The organism is Spiroplasma citri (genome assembly GCF_001886855.1).
Lineage (GTDB): Bacteria > Bacillota_I > Bacilli_A > Mycoplasmatales > Mycoplasmataceae > Spiroplasma > Spiroplasma citri.
The window spans coordinates 977,740-995,809 of the sequence record NZ_CP013197.1; the positions used below are offsets into that span (position 1 = coordinate 977,740).

At 22.8% G+C, this 18,070-nt stretch carries 20 protein-coding genes; 1 reads left to right on the forward strand and 19 read right to left on the reverse strand.

What is annotated here, in order from left to right:
• Window positions 1-61 precede the first annotated feature (61 nt).
• The 4 genes from SCITRI_RS05525 to SCITRI_RS05540 form a co-directional block, all read right to left on the reverse strand.
• Window positions 62-3,262: an ABC transporter permease gene (locus tag SCITRI_RS05525; RefSeq protein ID WP_071937557.1), complete on the reverse strand. Its 3,201-nt coding sequence runs from the start codon at window positions 3,260-3,262 to the stop codon at window positions 62-64.
• Window positions 3,263-3,330: 68 nt separating this feature from the next.
• Window positions 3,331-3,555 carry an NAD(P)H-hydrate dehydratase gene (locus tag SCITRI_RS05530; protein WP_084566892.1) on the reverse strand — a complete coding sequence of 75 codons (225 nt, stop codon included), beginning with the start codon at window positions 3,553-3,555 and terminating at the stop codon, window positions 3,331-3,333.
• 165 nt (window positions 3,556-3,720) lie between these two features.
• Window positions 3,721-5,043 carry an Mbov_0401 family ICE element transposase-like protein gene (locus SCITRI_RS05535; RefSeq protein WP_071937558.1) on the reverse strand — a complete coding sequence of 441 codons (1,323 nt, stop codon included), beginning with the start codon at window positions 5,041-5,043 and terminating at the stop codon, window positions 3,721-3,723.
• Window positions 5,044-5,233: 190 nt separating this feature from the next.
• Entirely contained in the window at window positions 5,234-5,623 is a 390-nt protein-coding gene (locus tag SCITRI_RS05540) for a hypothetical protein (protein ID WP_071937170.1), read from the reverse strand.
• Between the two features lie 138 nt (window positions 5,624-5,761).
• On the opposite strand from SCITRI_RS05540, the gene SCITRI_RS05545 reads away from it, so the two are divergent.
• Entirely contained in the window at window positions 5,762-6,286 is a 525-nt protein-coding gene (locus tag SCITRI_RS05545) for a lipoprotein (protein ID WP_071937559.1), read from the forward strand.
• A 36-nt stretch (window positions 6,287-6,322) separates the two neighbouring features.
• Here the strand turns inward: SCITRI_RS05545 and SCITRI_RS05550 are convergent, their stop codons facing one another.
• From SCITRI_RS05550 to SCITRI_RS05615, 15 genes are all read right to left on the reverse strand, one after another.
• Complete coding sequence (locus SCITRI_RS05550; RefSeq protein ID WP_071937172.1) at window positions 6,323-6,535, reverse strand: hypothetical protein; 213 nt, start codon at window positions 6,533-6,535, stop codon at window positions 6,323-6,325.
• On the reverse strand, window positions 6,516-6,797 hold the full coding sequence (locus tag SCITRI_RS05555) for a hypothetical protein (RefSeq protein WP_071937173.1): 282 nt from the start codon (window positions 6,795-6,797) through the stop codon (window positions 6,516-6,518). Before SCITRI_RS05555 ends, SCITRI_RS05550 begins: the two co-directional genes overlap by 20 nt.
• A gap of 15 nt (window positions 6,798-6,812) precedes the next feature.
• Entirely contained in the window at window positions 6,813-8,444 is a 1,632-nt protein-coding gene (locus SCITRI_RS05560; RefSeq protein ID WP_071937560.1) for a hypothetical protein, read from the reverse strand.
• A 15-nt stretch (window positions 8,445-8,459) separates the two neighbouring features.
• A complete protein-coding gene (locus tag SCITRI_RS05565) occupies window positions 8,460-9,062 on the reverse strand; it encodes a hypothetical protein (RefSeq protein ID WP_071937561.1) in 603 nt (200 codons plus the stop codon).
• A 926-nt stretch (window positions 9,063-9,988) separates the two neighbouring features.
• Window positions 9,989-10,411, reverse strand: coding sequence for a hypothetical protein (locus SCITRI_RS05570; protein ID WP_053391404.1), 423 nt, complete (start codon window positions 10,409-10,411; stop codon window positions 9,989-9,991).
• Window positions 10,401-11,042 carry a type II toxin-antitoxin system antitoxin SocA domain-containing protein gene (locus SCITRI_RS05575; protein WP_071937562.1) on the reverse strand — a complete coding sequence of 214 codons (642 nt, stop codon included), beginning with the start codon at window positions 11,040-11,042 and terminating at the stop codon, window positions 10,401-10,403. The genes SCITRI_RS05570 and SCITRI_RS05575 overlap by 11 nt, the downstream gene beginning before the upstream one ends.
• 70 nt (window positions 11,043-11,112) lie before the next feature.
• Window positions 11,113-11,244, reverse strand: coding sequence for a hypothetical protein (locus SCITRI_RS12175; protein ID WP_257785668.1), 132 nt, complete (start codon window positions 11,242-11,244; stop codon window positions 11,113-11,115).
• A 48-nt stretch (window positions 11,245-11,292) separates the two neighbouring features.
• A complete protein-coding gene (locus SCITRI_RS05580) occupies window positions 11,293-11,667 on the reverse strand; it encodes a hypothetical protein (RefSeq protein ID WP_071937563.1) in 375 nt (124 codons plus the stop codon).
• 16 nt (window positions 11,668-11,683) lie between these two features.
• Complete coding sequence (locus SCITRI_RS05585; RefSeq protein ID WP_071937564.1) at window positions 11,684-12,199, reverse strand: Panacea domain-containing protein; 516 nt, start codon at window positions 12,197-12,199, stop codon at window positions 11,684-11,686.
• A gap of 423 nt (window positions 12,200-12,622) precedes the next feature.
• A complete protein-coding gene (locus SCITRI_RS05590) occupies window positions 12,623-14,074 on the reverse strand; it encodes a hypothetical protein (protein WP_071937565.1) in 1,452 nt (483 codons plus the stop codon).
• A 17-nt stretch (window positions 14,075-14,091) separates the two neighbouring features.
• Window positions 14,092-15,018: a phage distal tail protein domain-containing protein gene (locus tag SCITRI_RS05595; protein WP_071937183.1), complete on the reverse strand. Its 927-nt coding sequence runs from the start codon at window positions 15,016-15,018 to the stop codon at window positions 14,092-14,094.
• 9 nt (window positions 15,019-15,027) lie between these two features.
• Window positions 15,028-16,575 (reverse strand): phage tail tape measure protein, encoded by a 1,548-nt coding sequence (locus SCITRI_RS05600; protein WP_071937184.1) that lies wholly within the window; start codon window positions 16,573-16,575, stop codon window positions 15,028-15,030.
• Window positions 16,576-16,762: 187 nt separating this feature from the next.
• The gene (locus SCITRI_RS05605) at window positions 16,763-17,095 is read right to left on the reverse strand and encodes a hypothetical protein (RefSeq protein ID WP_071937185.1); all 333 of its coding nucleotides are present in this window, start codon (window positions 17,093-17,095) and stop codon (window positions 16,763-16,765) included.
• The gene (locus SCITRI_RS05610; protein WP_071937186.1) at window positions 17,088-17,675 is read right to left on the reverse strand and encodes a major tail protein; all 588 of its coding nucleotides are present in this window, start codon (window positions 17,673-17,675) and stop codon (window positions 17,088-17,090) included. Before SCITRI_RS05610 ends, SCITRI_RS05605 begins: the two co-directional genes overlap by 8 nt.
• A gap of 15 nt (window positions 17,676-17,690) precedes the next feature.
• Window positions 17,691-18,068, reverse strand: coding sequence for a hypothetical protein (locus tag SCITRI_RS05615; protein WP_071937187.1), 378 nt, complete (start codon window positions 18,066-18,068; stop codon window positions 17,691-17,693).
• Between the last annotated feature and the right edge of the window lie 2 nt (window positions 18,069-18,070).

Consider the following 18,070-nt stretch of genomic DNA (forward strand, 5'->3'; position numbering starts at 1 on the left):
TAATTACTATTCCTAAATCAACGATTTAATCTGAAATTTTATAATTTTATTATAACCTATTTTACTCAGTTAATTCATTTAGTTTCTGTTTTTTTACTAAATGCATAGATAATAGTCATGCTAAAACTAAAATAATCCCAATAATAGTTCCAACTTTTAATGGTGTTTGTCAATTTAATGGCAAATTAATAACAAATCTAAACTGTTCTAAAATAATATTAACAGCAAAATGCCAAATTAGTAAGGAAATAAAATATGCAAAAAACAAGGTAAATAAAACACCAAGAACATAATTACCAATCACAATAAAGTTTACTTGCCGTGGTTTATATCCTAAGGCTCGCATTGTTAAAATAACTTGGCTAGCTTCATCAATTACTGAAGAAGTAATAACTGATAAAATAATGAAAATAATAATTCCATTTAATATTTGTAAAATCAACAATGAATCATTTAAGATCCATAAGCCTGCTGATGCTAATAATTTTTGCAAGGTAATTAATTCAACATTATTTGGACCAGTAAAAATACTAATATCACTACCATCACTAGTTATTGTTGTCATAATTTTTCCTAAATTATCGGTAATATTATGATTAAAAATGTTAATTGTTAAGTTTTGCAACGAAATTTTATAATCCTGTTTCCCCATTAGTAAATCTTTTGGATTAATCTTATCATAAATTATTTTTTCCTTCGAAATTACACCATCATAAAAATCACCTGGTACTGGTTTTCCGTTAAAATCATAAAATAAAAATCGAATAGTATTAGCATTAATAAAAACATTACTTCGTGTTGTATCATTTTTATTAATTCCTTTAACAACAATTGATAAATTATAAGTAGATCTTACATTTTTAACTGTAAATTCAAACGTGTCATTAATTTTTAAATTATTTAATTTAGCTATTTTTTCTGAAATAATTGCAGGAATTTGTGTTCTTGTTAATGGTGCCACAAACAATTGAGTCATGACGGTCTCATTAACATCTTTCATTTGGTAAAACTCTGCTCAAGTATCTGGTTCAATCCCTTTTAAATTAAGATCACTAATGACTGCTGCTTCACGATTACTTGGAGTTACAGCTAAATTAAGAACTGGCAATTCTGTTTGAGGATTGTAATACAATGTATTAAAACTAACAACTGTCTTAACATGGGTTTGGTCAATTAGATTACTTAAATTAATAATGTTTTTCCCTCAATCTGGTAAATTTTTTCCTGTAATATTTTTTATATCTTTAACAACTTGAATTAAATCAGTCAAATAAACTGATTGATAAATTGGCTGATAAAGGAGGAGTTTTCTTCATAATTCTATATCCATCGGATTTTGATGAATAGCCGTTGCTAATTCATTAAATTTTGCTAATGAAACCGCTTGTGTTTGTTCAACATCACTTGTTGGTAACACTTGAAAATGATTATTATTTATTAATTTTAATTTTTCTTCTCCTGCTGGAGTTCTATAACTTGTTGCCATTGTTAATAAACTTGGAAATTGGAATCGATGGTCAACATCTTTTTGATAAACATTACTAAACGAATAAACAATTTGACTAAAAATATCAGATGCATTAAATTGAATGATAAAGAGTAATGAAGAAATAAAGAAAATAAACATTACAATTATTCATTTTCAAAATCCTTTTAAAGTAAATGCCAATTGAATTCGAAACAAGAAACTTGTTTTACTAAAAATTTTTTTAATGCCAATTATTAAACCATAAAAATGCATTTTTCCTGCACCATTAATTAATACTAAACTTGGTTTTTTTAAATAACTCATTGTAAATAAAAATGATAAAGTAGTAAAAAAGACTGGAATAACTAAAAACAAAATTAGCATAAATCATCAAGAAACATAAATTAGTTTAAATGGAATTAATAATCCTGTTGTATATAATGTATTAACATATAACTGAATAGGAATACTGATACAATATCCTAATATAATACCAAATAGCATCGTAACAAAAAACTTTGTTGAAAAAATTCATGATAATTCAGTTGTTTGATAACCAAAAGCTTTAAAAATTCCAATTTGCCGACGAGTTTTATTCATCTCTTTTTTCATTGTATAATTAATAAAAATAAAACCTAAAAATAAAAGCACAAAACCAATGGCACTATATAAAATAATTTGAATGTTAATATTTTGTGTTTGCATTGCAATATAATTATTTTCATATGGAATTAAAGTTGCTGTTGGATTAATATATCCTTGAGCTAAATTTTCTTTTAAAGTTAAAATTGCATTTGATGAATTTAACTTAATTAAAATTTTTTGACTTGGTTTTAAAGTAATAGTTCCTAATTCACCACGGACATTTGCATCTTGAAATTGAGTGTAAAATCGCTCAGTTGTAAATAAAACACCATATTTCCGAATATCATTACTATTATTAATTTTTAAATTTGTCTGCTTAATAAAATTATCTAAATTATTTCCAATCCCAACAATTTTTAAATTAAATTTTGGGTTATTTGGAATGACTGAAAAAATATCTCCAATCTTTAACTTATTTTGCTCCGCAAATAAACTACTAACAACTGCTTCATCATTTGTTATTGGTAACCGTCCTTGATATAACTTCAATTGGTTAAAATTAACTGGTGCTGTTTGTTCTAAATTTTGTACTACTGCAGGAGTAATCTTTAAAGTATAATTTGAACTAGTTTCTTGTTTAAATGAAATCGTTTCAAAAACACCAACAGAATATTCTGGCAAAGTTTTTTGTGCTAATAACCGTGTCACCATTTCTTTTGGTTGATTTCAATTATATTTTTGAAAATAAAGATAGGCAATTGGATTAACACCATCAATGTTTTGATACATTCCTCGGTATTGAGCAACTTCAAATAACTTAGCCATAATTTGACTTGTTGAGCAAAATTGTTGTAATGATGGTAGACTATCACAAACACTTTTTGTTGTTGTTCACCAACTACTGTTTTCATTTAAAATTGCTTGAGGAACTCCGGTAACACTAATCTCTTGCTTATTTTTATCAATAAACTTATTATGCAAATAATAATCTTCCATAAAATTAGGTTTATAATCTTCAACACTAAAAAAACCATAATCTCATTGCTCAGAGGTATAAATTAAATCATTATATTTTATTTTATATTGTAATGCCCCTGATAAAATTCCGGCAATTGTTGCAATAATAATGATAATAAAAAGAATTAAGCCTCCTGCTTCAATTCAATTTTTAAAATATGCTTTTAAATAACTTTTTAAAATTTGGCGCATTCTTATTCTCCTTCTTTCATTTTAAACAATTATATCAAATTCAAAAGTTATAAAAATAACTAAAATAACTACTTTTTAAAATTAATAGAATCTTCATTTCCAATAAGTTCTGCTAAAACAAAACCAATTTGGTCAATAATGTCTGTTGGCAAAACTGGTTTTTTGTATTGTGAAATTTCATCCCCAGCTAGCCCATGTAAATATGTTCCAACGATTGCTGCTTCAAATAATTCATAACCCCGACCAACTAAACTGGCAATTAAACCAGTTAAAGTATCGACTGTATAAATTATTTAAGGGTATTTAATATATTTTAAGAAATTATGGAATAAATAATCCATCTACTTAATTTAAAGATACCATATTTAATTTTATTGTCAACAAATTTTTATATTTTTTTAAATTTAATCACAACAAAAAATGCATTTTTATTAAAATTATTTAATTTAAAAATAAAATTAATAAAGATATAAATTTTGTTGTTGAGTTTTATTAAAATTATTATATAAAATACTAATATTTTCTGGTGGTTGTTCTAATTGATTAAAAATATCAATTTTATTTGTATATTCCTGCATAATAGCGTTCATTTTGTTTTTTAAGGTTTTTTCATTATAAGTTGCTTTTTTAACAAATCTCCCTTTAATATGTGATATATCGCCTTCAACATGACAACCAATATTATTTCACAATGTCTGATTTTTAATACCCTCTTCATTATTTTTAATTAGTTTTTTTGTTTTATTAAAATAATCTAATTTAGATTCAGGAATAAATGGTTTGCTATCTTTTAAACACTGTAATAATTCCTCATATTTTCCATTATAAAAATAATCAACAGCTTTATTAAAAATTTCTTTAATTTCTGCGTTTTTGCTTTGAAAAGGAAATAACTTTTCAAATCTGCTTTTAAGATGAAATTTATCTATTGTATAATGAACTTTGTTATTAGGAAAGCGATCTGCAATATCTTTTTTAACACCTTTAATTCAATTTGCTCCATCACCTAAAATCATAATTTCAGTATCATTTTGAATATTATAATTATTTATAATTAAAAGTATTAATTTAACAACAAAAGGTCTTAATTTTGTTTTTTTAGTAATATAATTTGGAATATTATCCATTTCATAAACGCCCAACTTATTTGCAATTACTGGTCTTTTTTCAGTTGATTTTATTTGATCATAGCCAGTATGAACGGTAGACAATAGGATGTGTTTTTTTATTTTTTCATTTTGGTTCCACATTTTTATATAAGTACCATCAATTTGAATATATAAAGTATGAGGGACATTTATTTTAATATTTGTTTTATTAATATAATATTTGTCGTTTGTTGTTGCATTTTTTATAGTATTTGAAATTGACATTAAACTGATTCCTGCTTTTTCTAATGTACCAGAAATGTCGCAATATTTTTTATCTTTACTCAAAAATGACAATATTCTTTCTTTGACATCATTTCCCATTCTTTGTCATTTTTTAATTCCTAAAATTATATCTAAAATAAAAACATACTCTGTTTTTCCCGTCTTTGGATTAGTTCAACAATATCTTCTTCTTTTAAATTTTATTTTCCCCTTTAAAGTAATTAATGTTTTTGTTCTAATTTCTTTTACTCTAAAATCTTTAAAATTATCATCTTCTTGATAATTTTGAAAAATAAAATCATCTCATTTTTCTAATCTATATGCAATTTCTCTAATAGCATATTTTTCTAAATCGTTATATATTTCATTAAAAAAGTTTTTTCCATTAATAATACTATTAATATCCATTTTAAAGTTGTTTCCTTTCCTGATTTAAAAATAAATCATCACACACATTAAAATAAACACCTAAAAAAAGCAAGTTATTTTTAACTTGTTTTTCCAATATTTAATTTTTTTAATATTATTTAATACAATTTTGATACTTTTTTGATAACAAAAATATTATATCTTAATTTAAAATAAAAAAACAAGATTTTTAATCTTGCTTATAATAATTTTCGTTAAAATAAATTTTTAAATAATATTTAAAATCAGAATCATCATCACTAAAACAAAAAAGACATTCTTTACAATTATAATAATTTTTATAACAAATGTAGCAACATGGGCTATTACATACAATACATTCATATCCTTTTTTTGCTTTTCTATAACACAACCCTCTTGCACCAGTAAATTGACATTTTTCATCGTTAACATGTTTATTATATTTTTCTCAAAATATTTCTTTAAAAAATTCATTTTCTTTTTTTATTTGTTCTTCACTTTTTGGATTATATTTTAAAAAATATTCAAAAGAAGATCTTATTTCTGCTGCAATTTTTTCAAATTCAGTTTCAAATTCAATTTTAGATTCTTTTTCCACTTTTTCCTCCACTTGTTCTTTTTTTCTTTTGATAACATATTATCAAAAAAATAAATTTTTATCATTATTCTTTGTATATATTTATATTCATTATATAATTTTTATATAAATAAAATATTAAGAAAGGACTGACTTTTTATGAAAAAAAGATTAAGTTTTTTAGGAGCAATTACATTATTAGGAACAAGCACAACAAGTTTAGTTGCTTGTAATAATATACCACAATATAACGAAGATGAATTACAACAACTAAAACAAGAAAACCAAATATGTACAAATTGCAAAGAAATAAAAGAAAACTTAGAATGAATAGCACCACAAGAAAAACCATTTAATCAAGTTGATAATAAATGATATTATGTAGTTTGTCGCGGCAATGAAAATGATGTTTGAGAAATTGTTAAATTTAATAATAATGAATTTCCAAAACAAAAAATACATTATAAAGGTAAAGAAAAAATAACAATTAATTATGGAAATTTTAGTGGCTTTCAAAGATTAAAAGATTTGTATTTTATTTCTAGAGATTCATTGACAATTAAATATTGGTCTGAAGACAGTGGAAAATATTTTAAAGCAGTTTATCGTTGAAATGGCGGAGAAGAAAATTTACCTGATTTAGTTGTTAATAATGATGGTAATGTAAAAGTTAATGGCGAATAAAAAAACAATTTAGTAAAAATTGCTTTTTTAATTTATTTAATTTTCTTTTTCATCATCTTTTTTAATTATGTCATTAATATTATCTTCTTTATTTTCACCTAGCAAAATACATTCATTATTAATTTTTTCTTTTAATTTTAGCATTAGTTTATTAATTTCAGTGAATAAAATTGGCAATCCCAATGTTAAACCGTGAACTATTCAATATGCTAATCGTAGAAAAAATAACTTAGTCTTTTTCTTTTTCATTTTTATTACCATCCTTGTTTTTTTGTCTGATATTTATTTTGTTGTTATTAGCAAGTTTGTTATTTATGATTGTAATAACATCTAATTTCGTATTAATATTATTAATTTCAATTTTAATATCGTTTATTTTTTCTTTTAATTCTTTATTTTCATCTCTAATTTTTTGTTGTTTTTTACTCAAAATAGTTGCTGTTATGCCAGTTGTCCCACCAGTAAAAAGTGATATAACCAAAACAATAATTTCTAAAATAGTTTCACTCATTTTTTATTCTCCTTATTATCAAATTAATGGTTCTCAACTTCCAAATGCTCTTAAACCAATAGCGGCCGTTGTCACAATACCACGCTGTGCTTTTTCTCATGTTTTAAAATCTTTTCATACCCAAAATTTAATCATCCCACCATCATATGTTAATATTGGTGATCATTCTTCGCCACCATTTCAACGATAAACTGCTTTAAAATATTTTCCACTGTCTTCAGACCAATATTTAATTGTCAATGAATCTCTAGAAATAAAATACAAATCTTTTAATCTTTGAAAGCCACTAAAATTTCCATAATTAATTGTTATTTTTTCTTTACCTTTATAATGTATTTTTTGTTTTGGAAATTCATTATTATTAAATTTAACAATTTCTCAAACATCATTTTCATTGCCGCGACAAACAACATAATATCACTTATTATCAACGGTATTAAATGGTTTATCATCTGGTGTCACTTCTTTTAATCTGCTTTTGATATATTTAAAACTACTTTCTATTTTGTATGGCATTTCTCTAATTCTTTTGTCTAGTTGTGCTGTTTTTTGATTCATTTTTTCCATTTCTTTATTTCATTTTTTATTGTGTTCTTCTATTTTTTCTCGGGCATATTCGCAAAAATTAATAAAATTGTTGGGGTTTTTGATTGATTGATAACGAATGGGAACGCGTGCGGTATATTCTCAATTAAAGGATTTTATTTTTTCTCCTTTTAGGGGTAAATTAAAACTAAGAATAGGGAATTCATAAATTCCGTCTTTATGTCTTGTGTTTAAGTTATCTTGGGTTAATCTTCCTTTGTCTGTTCATACAAAATATTCGCTGGCACATTTATTTTGATAAATTGCTTGGTATTTAAAATCATTTACTTGATTAATGTTATCGATTATGGCGGTTGCTATTGTTTTTGAATTATCGTTTCAAGTCATGGCACTTTTAATATTTTTTCATGGTTTGTTTTCTTCTTCCTTGGTTTTTTCAAAATAGAATTTATTGTCAATTCCGCTTGGTTCAACTTCGTCAATTTTAGTGTTAATGGGGCATTGTTCTAATAATTCTGTTAATTTTTCAATTTGTTCGCTTTTGTTTTCACCTAAACTTTCAATAAATTTTTTATTAATATATTGGTAGTTTTCATCTGGGTTGTCTATATCGGGGATTGGATATACTAATGGTGCTTTTGACATATCTATTTTAATTGTTAAAAATATTGTTGTTGTTGTTTCTGCTTGGTTTTTTGCATAGGGAATTAAGTCGTTGATATCGTTTGTGGTGTTGTTTTCTACTTTAATCATTCTTCCGCAAATGCTTAAATAAAAAAATGGTATTTCTTTGTTTCCTTTTTTTGTTTTTATTTTTACTTGAATTCCGTTGTCTTCATATTTGAATTCTGCTTCTAATTTTTCTTGTTCGCCAAATCCGTAAAATAAAAAACCAGTTGAATTGTTATCACATAGTTTTAACATTTCTTCGTTATAATTATCGCTATTGCCTAATAAGTTTATAGCGTTTTTATTGCTTAATTCTTTATTAGCATAGTAGGGGATTGTTTGGTTTCTTAACAAAAAATCATAGTATATTGCTTGGTCGCGGTCTGTTAAATAATCTTCTGTATTGTCAAATGTTATAAATCTAAATGCCATTTTTTTACCTCTCTTTTATAAATATTTTTTTTCTAATTTGTTAGATGTTTTATCTCATTCACTATGTAATGCGTTATTAGCAATCATGTTTTTATTCATTGTTTCTTCAAAGTTGTTAAAATTATTGTTTAGATCGTTGTTTAGTTTTGTGTGTGGTTTTAAGTCTTCTCAATATTTTTGATTTTCTTTTATATTGTAAATTGTGTTATTTTGTAATTGATAAGTAAATAATTCAATATCATAGCTTCATTCTTCATTTTTAATATCTTCTCATGATAAATTGCCTTCATTTAATAATTCGTTTGTTAGTATTTTAATTTCGTTCTTTTTTGTTCTCAAATTAATATTAAAAATAATTTTTTTAATTGAATTTCTATTGGTTGCTTGTAATTCATATTCTGTATCTTCTTCAATTTCAATAATTCGCCCATAAATTAATATATATGTATGATTAAAAACAACTTTATTTCCAAGGTGTCTTTTTATTAATTTTTTTTCTTCGTTTAAAAAAATAATATTTTTATCTTTAACAAAAAAACTAACAAAAAAATCTTGAATAATTCCATCATCACATGCTTCTACATTACAATTAGGAAATGTTTTTAAAACTATTGCCATAATTTAACTACCTTATTATTTTCATTATTATCTAACATAAAAAATCACCAGCCTTAACAATAATAATTAACCCCATCATTTATTGTCGTCGTGATGATACCGTCATTAAAAATATTTGTCAAATAAAAAAAGACAATTTATATTGTCTTTAAAATAGTTTATGTTATAATACATACAAATTTGTATTTATTCAGTCGTAGCAAATTCCTTAAATATTATGCGAATAATCTTCTTGTCTGCTTGTTTGTGGTAGTCAATTTGCACTCGGTTATGAGTTAAATTCATTCAAGTAGTTCAACATTATTTATTTACTATAATACGACTGAATAAATACAAATTTTTTAATTTTAATAATTATAATTACTATTGTTTAATTTTCAATAAGTAATAATCATTACTTATTATCGTGATGATACCGTCATTAAAAATATTTGTCAAATATATAATAAATGAAAATTTGTGTATATAATACCATATTTTTTTATTTTTCCTTTAATTTTATAAAAACATGCTACAATTAAATAGCAAGTGATGTTGCGAGTTATTCTAGGTTCTACTTGCAAGTTTAAATAAAGAAAAGAAACCTTGTCAGTCAATAGTCTGTGCGATACTATAAATAAAAAAAGAGATATTAAAATCTCTTTTTTTAGATGAGGAAGCGACTACGCTCTTACCAATAGCGGACAAGTCCATATGGCTCATCTATAATTTTGTATTGTTTAATAACTATTATATCTAGTTTTCATTCAATAGTTAATTCAAAGGTCAAAATAAGTAAAATTCCTTTTGGTTTACGATTAAAAGCAATAGAACACCATAGGCCATAAAGACCATAGACTTTTCTTACAACTAGAAACATAACTTATTTGTGGTGATGATACCGTCATTAAAATTATTTGTCAAATAAACAAATAAAAAAGAGATAATTAAATCTCTTTTTCGATTTTTTTTAATTCTTCTTTTAAAAAGATATGATATATTTCTTGTATATGCGGAGAATTAAAACATTTTTCTAAAATTTCTTTACGATAAATATAATTTATCTTTGAACAATTTATTATTGTATATTTTTCTAATCTTCATTTTTCCATTTTTCTTATTTCAGTATCTTTTCTGTCTAATCTTGCATAACACTCTTTTTTTAATTTAGTATCTGGTGTAGGTGGAATTTTGATATAATTTTTTTCATTCTTATTAGGAATTTTCGTTGTTAATCTTATAAGATGATAGTAATATCCGTCAAAAAACAATGGAATTAAAAGTGATTTTTTGGGTTTACCATTTTTAATATCTAAAACATTATCAAAATTATCTATAAAAACAGAAACTAAATTATCATTATAATTCATAATTATTTTTACATTCTATTTTGTATAATTTTAATATTTCTTCATAATCTTCATCTGTTTTTGGAATTCCTATTTCATAACTAAAATCAAAAAAAACGCTTTTTTTACTGTTTTCAACTGCTTTTTCTCATGCTTTTTCTCATGATTTCATTATTCTATGAGAATTATCGCTTAATAAATTTGTATTTTTAAACTTTAATATTCATTCTGATGCTTCTTTTAATATTTTTTTTTCATTTTCAGAAAAATATTCTCAATTAAAATAATCTTCAAAATAAGTGGGTGATAAATTTTTAAAACTAAATAATATTTTATTTAAATCATTGTCTTTTTCTTTTTTTAATACACTATAAGTAAAGAATTGAAAAGTTCCATTTTCATTAATAAATTTTGATATTTTGTAAGGAACTGGCCCCCATTTTAGGGCTACAAAATTTAAAATAAAAAAATGACCTGAAAATTCTTTTGCAGCTTTTCATTCTAAAAAAGATAAAAATTTAAAAACATGCATTTTATAAATTTTTTTTTTATTTTGAAATGCTGAATTTAGTAGAAACAATATTGCCATTTCTATTTTGTTTGCTTCTATTGGAGATATTTTTAAATATTTTGATAGCATAGTTTCCTTCATCTTAATCACCACTTTTTATTTACTAGTAAATTATACAATAAAAAAAGAGATAATTAAATCTCTTTTTTAATTATGTATTTGCTAATGCTTTTAAACTTTTAATTAATTCTTTATGATTATAAATATCTTGTTCTCATTCATTAAATTTAGATTCCAATAATTTATAATCTTTTTTTTCATAATTTTTGACATATTTAATCAACCCCTTATCGCCATCATCATACCATATTTATTATATTTTTAAATTAAATTAATTGTTATTTTGATAATATTTATCAGGATCAAAAATTATTGCAAAGAAAATATTATTAACTAAAACACCATAAATTCTTTCCTTATCTCCAACTCTTAAATAATCATATTTTTTAATATCTTGTTCAATATCTTTATTAAAATGTGATTTTACATAATTTATTAATTCTAAAGGAATTTTTGGGGGAAGGCGTGATTTATTTGTTTCAATATTTGAATAACCACAAGATTGTCTTGAACCTTGTATTAAATTTCGTAAAGAATAATTACAAATTTTTTTAATTTCATTTAGAAAATCATTATTTATTTTTTTAGTTTTATTTATATATGCAAAATTGAAAAATATTTTTTTATCTAACTTATCTAAATTCATATTATTTAATTTTATATTAAATTAATTGTTCAAGTTGGTTTAATTTTTCTTGAAAATAATATAAAATTTTATCATTATTAATTTCTTCATTATTTTTTGTTTCTTTTCATGGACCTTCTATATGTGATAAAGAAACTAATTCAAAAGCACTATATTTACTAAAATATATAAAAACTCTTTCAATAAATTCTAATTCTTCATTGGTAAATTTTTTTTCAATTTCGTGTATTTTTATTTCGTTAAAATTTTCAAGATTATCTTTTTCTATGTATGATTTTCCATTTTTTCTTAGTAAAAAATACAATTCTTCTAAAACTGGGCCATATGTTCATGCTTTATATTTTTCTTTTATTATTTTTTTATTAAATTTAGCCATAAATAAACCTTCTATAAAATACATTAATTTTTGTATTTGCAAATTTGTCATTCCAAAAATTTCTTCATTATTAATTTCTAATTTTTTTTGAATTTTATAGTTTTCATCTAATAGTAAATATAAAAAATCTTCAATTTTAATTCCTTTGCATTTCATAATTATCTCCCCTAACTTAATTAAATTATATAATAAAAAAGAGATAATTAAACCTCTTTTTTTGTCGGGCAGCTTGCCTGCTCTCTAAGAACACACCAGCAACTTTTTTTCTAGAAGTATTTACCGACTAAACTCTGGCCAATTATTTCTTTTTTAGGTGGGGAAACAAACAATGCTCTTACCGATAGCGGACAAGTCCATACGGCCCACCTATTTTGGATATCCATATAGAGGCCTATTATTTAAAATAGGAACTTATTCTACCTTTCGTTGCCTAAGATTACCTGCATTTAGAATACAGTTAGGTCATTCGGATACCCGAAAACCGTAATTAATTAGGACTTACATATTAATTATATAAAAATATAACTAAATGCAAATACCTTTATTACGCGTTTTAAGGGGCATATTGGTTAATAAATATTAAAACTTACTTCATAATCTTACTTGGCCAAATATTAGGGTAATTGTGTTTTTATTGCTTTCTAAAATTATTCCAGATAAAATGCTGTTATATTCTTTATTGTTAAATAATAAGGTAAATTTATCTCTTAGTTGCAAATTGTTTAAATTTAAAATATTGTTATCTTTTGTGATATCAAATTTTATGAGGTGTGAGTATTCACTTAACTTAAATTCTTGATTGCTAATAGTTTTAATATTTTCTATGGTAAAGTCTTTTTCTTCTAATTCATATATTTTATTTTTAATTAAATTAGCAAGTAAATTATTTTTATTAATATCATAAGAAATTGTATTATTTTTTAATAAATTTGCTTTTTTATATTTATTGGCATTGTTTTTTTGGTAAAAATCAATTCTGTTGATACTTTTTTGGTTTAATTCTTCAATTTCTATATTTGTAATACATTTAATATTATCTTTTACTTTATAATTATTTAATTTGATATCTTCTTGTCCATCTTTGCAAACATCACAATTTAAAATAAAATTTTTTAAATCAATATTAAATTTTAAAAATATATTTGTTATTTTAAATATTTTGTTAATAAATTGATAACAATTAAATTCTTTTTCTTCATTTTCTTCAAAAAATTTAGGATTATTATTATTTTCATCATTAATTTTTTTATTAAGTTTAATAAAGGGAAGATTGTTATAAATAATTTTTATTAAAGTAAGAAAAATATATCAACTTTTATTTTTATATATGTTGTAAATTTTAAAATCAAAAATAGATTCAATATTTTTAGTAGTAAAGGTATATAAATTTTCATCTTTGTTTTTTTCAATATGAGTAATAATTCCGATATATAATTGATTTTCGTTATTCAAAATACAAACAATGTCTTCAATTTCAACATTAAGATTATAATAATTATAAGCATTAAAAGTTGATAGTTGCGGGGTATAAATATCTAAAAATATCTTATAATTTTCAACAATACAATTATCTTTATAAAATAAAGATCCTTTTTCAAAATCAACTCCTAATATAATTAATTTAGTTCTATTACCTTGATAAATATTTTTATCTTTTTTAATTTCTAATTTTAATAATTCATCTCTTGCTTTTTGTCTTGCTTTTTCTTCTGCTTCTTGTTGTGCTTTATTAATTTCAAACACAATATTAGATAATTCATCAAGATAATCAATCATTAATTTATAATCAGGCACTTGTAATAATTGTTGGGCATGTTGAGGATATAATCTTACAGCTTCATCATAAATAAGTTTTTCGTCATTAATTTCTTTTGTTAATTCTGATATTTCTTTTATTAATTCTTGGATTTGTTTTACAATTTCTACATTTAAAGTATTGTTTTTTAATTTATTAATAATTTCTTTTTTATCTTCTCTAATTGCAATTATTTCGTCATTTCAGTGGCTTTTTGTTGAACTTCCTACACCCATTTAATTTCTCCTTTTTTCTAAATTAAAATATATTCTTCAAATTTTTTAATATTAATATTTCCAACTTGTTTGTCTTTTGAAAGGTTAGAAGAATATAAAATATGATAGTTTCCTGGTGGAATTTGAATAAAATTAGTATATTTAAAATCTTGATATTGATATATGTTGTATGATTTTTCGGTTTTTAAATCAACTTTTATAATGCTTTGAGTTTTTAATCTACTATCTATTATTATTTTTTCATTTTCATTTATTTCAGCATTAATTTTAAGTTCACTTATTACTTTACCATTAATATTTTCTAATTTTAAATATGGGTCTTTTGTGGGACCATTGATTGTTATTAGAGTATCTGATGCTAAATAACTATTATTACTAATTTTAATTTTTTCATTATATTGATTGGTATATTTAATGCGATTTAACTTAAAATAATATTTGTTATTATGTTCATTGTATCTTTTTCCGCTTGTTTTATTTGGTTTAATTTCAAATAATTTATCTTCTTCTTTTTTTCAGTTAGTTAATTGTTCTAAAATAAAATCAACCTCTAAATCATTATTATTATTTAATTCTGTTTTAATGATACTTTTAATAATTACTTCACAATAATATTCCAATTTTGTTTTTTCATTTATTCAAAAACTATAAAATAATAAAAAGGGGGAAGATTTATTATCTAAATTAATATTTAATTTATTAATAAAATCATTAAATTTACCATAGGGATTTGGGCCTATAAATAATAATTTAAAATTTATTTGATTTAAAGAATGCTTACAATTATTTAAAATAAAATTATTATCGATGTTTAAATAATTATTATCAAAATTAATATTTAATCCATTAAATGATAAAATAATGATATTATCTAAATCACATAAATTAATTAAATTATCTTTACTATTACTAATTTTAAAAGTTCTAAATGGTAAATTATACATATTTTCTCCCTATACTCTATTATTTCATTGCCCTATATATTCGAGTATTTTTTCAGCTCGTTCTTTATCATTTTCTCCTTCAATAATAATTGTTGGTTTAAATTCATTTTTATTTTCAATTTTATTATAGTTATTAGTTTGGTTTTCTTGGTTAATGTTTTGTGGTGGTTTATTAAATTTATTATATAATCATACCCCGCCAGCAGCTAAGGCAGACAAACTAACTAAAACACCATAAAGAATTGGGTGCTTTGCCATTCCTAATAAAAGTGTTTTTAATGAACTAATAACATTTATTATTTTTCCAATTGTGTAAACAACAGCTCCCAAACTTGCTGATATTCCTAAAATAATAAAAATAGTTTTTTTGGTTGTATCATTAAACATATTAAAAAAATTTGTTATTCCTTTAATAATTGGTATTAAACTGACTTCTAAAAAAGAAACCAAAGACTCAAACACGGGTAATAGGGCGGATGCTAAATTCATTTTTGTAATATTAACAACATGTTTAAATTCATTTCATTTTTTGTTTAATAGTGTTGTTTTCTCAACATTTTCATTTGAAACAATGCCTAAATCTTTAATGTTGCTTGTCATTTTTTTAATTTCTTCATCTGATAAGGCAAGCATTGGAATAAGGTTTTTTCCTAACTTAGAACCAAAAACATCCATTATTAAATTATTTTTTTCAGTTTCATCACTTATTTGTTCTAATGATTTTTTTAATTCTAAAAAAATAGTTCCCGTATCTTTTAAAGAACCCTCATTATTTTTAATATTAATTCCTAATTTATTAAAAGCTTCTGTTGTTTCATTTGATATTCCATAAGAAATAGCACTAATACCTTGTCGTAATTTTTTAAAACTCTTTTCTAATTCTTCGCTAGTAATTCCAGTTCTTTTTGCAATATAACGAAATATTTGTAAGTTTTCTGCTGTGATACCGATTTCTTTTGATGTTTTTTTAAGCTCACCAGCATATTTGGCGGTATCAACAGTTATTTTTGTTAAAATTCCTTTGATTGCTAAAATGGGTATTGTAATATGTGTGCTTAATTTTTTTCCGATTTCTTGACACTTTGTTCCAAATTCTTCAAATTTTTTAAAGGGAATATTTTTTATTTCTTGGGCGGTATTTTTTAATTTTTCATTAAAGTTGTTTAAACTGCGATTAGATGCATCAATATTTATTTTTGTATATTCATATTCTTTATTTAATTTATTTTGTTTTTGTATTAATTTTTCTCTTTCGGCAGTATCGTTTGTTTTTGATAATGCTTCTTGTGTTTCTAAAATGGTTTTATTTAATTGATTATATTTTTCAATTAAAAGTTCTTTTTTTTCTGAAATATTATCAATGATATTTTTATATTCATTAAATTTTTCATTTAAAATATCAATTTCATCACCGTTTTTAAATTTTAAATTATTATCAAAATTTTTTAATTTAGATCCTGATAGTTTTATGTTATCGGCTATTTTTTTAAAATTGTTATTTAATTCTAAAACATTACTATCAAGAGTTATGCTCATTCCTTTAATTTCTTTTGCCATAATTAACTATTCCTTTAAAAAAATTTATTAATATCTTGTTGTGTTGCTAATCTTTTGTTTTGATTATTATAAATTTCTATAATTTCTATTAATGTTTTTAATTTAATATATTTGCTGTCTATAATTGAAAACCCTAAATGACTAAGTCATAGTAATAAGTTAGGAGTAAATTTATTAAATTTATAATCTACTTTTTTGTTAATTCGCCGTATTCCTGTAAATTTTTGTCATTAACACTAGCACCTACAAATTCCATTATTAAGTTATTAATTTCATTAACATTTTCGGTAATTTCTTTAAATGTAATTTTTTGACAAAATTCCTTAAAATCTTTAAATTGATTTTCATCAGCTGCTTTTGTAAAAGAAAATAATAATTTTAAAATAAATGAAAATTCATATTTGTCTTTTTCTAATTTATTTAACAATTCTCCGTATGAACCAAATAAATCCTCATAAATAATTAATGCATAAGTGCTTATATTAACTTTTAATTTTAAACTTTCTAAATATCTATTCATTTTCGTTTTTTTCTTCTTTTTCTAATTTTGGAACTTGAGAAAAGTAGTTATTATAATTATTTTCATTAGCTTTTTTTGTTGTTTTAATTTTAATAACATTATCTTCAATTCGTGGTAAGGCGTTTAATTCAAAAGTATAAGTATCTGGGTTTACATTTTCGGTTTGAGTATTATGAGTTTGGTTGGGGCGTTTTAAATTAACTCTTAAAAGCCAAATTCTTTTTTCTTCTAAATCACCCTTGATTTCAAACCCCAAAGCAATTTCACTCTTTAAACTAGTTGATTTTTCAATATAATTTCCATTTTTATCTTTTTCAATTCCTAAAATTTCTTGTTCAAAATCATCAGATGGTTTTGCTATTGTTAAACTACCACTATAGCCTTGAAAAGAATGTGAAATATAGTATGGTTTATTATCAGCATAAAAGGTATTAGTGTTTTCACTAACATTTAAACTTAAATTTACTGCTCCTAATATTTTTTGTGGGATTGCATATTCTGTTTTGTTTGTTGTTTGATTGTATTTTAATTTTGCATAATGAACATTTTCTAGTCCAAATTCAATAATGTTGTTATTCATTTGTATTTTCTCCTTTTATCTTTTTAGCAACAAAAATATTTCATAAATTACAATATATAAATTTTGTTCGTATAAATAAAACTCTTGTGCTAATTGATAATTTATTTTTTTATTTATTAATTCATTTTCTAGTTTTTCAATTTCATTAAAATTAATTTCATTTTTAAAATTAAAGCAAATTTGGAATGTTTGTCTTATAAAATTATTAATATTATCTGATGAAAAAAAGGTATTATCATTAATTCTATAAAAAGTTATATTATTTTCAATGTTATTGAAATTATCTTCATTAAAATTAAAAAATGTATATTTAATCTTTTTAGTTGGATAAAGTTTTTTTAATAATTCAATAATTAAATTAATATTTTGCTCTCTTTTATTATTAATAATCATCT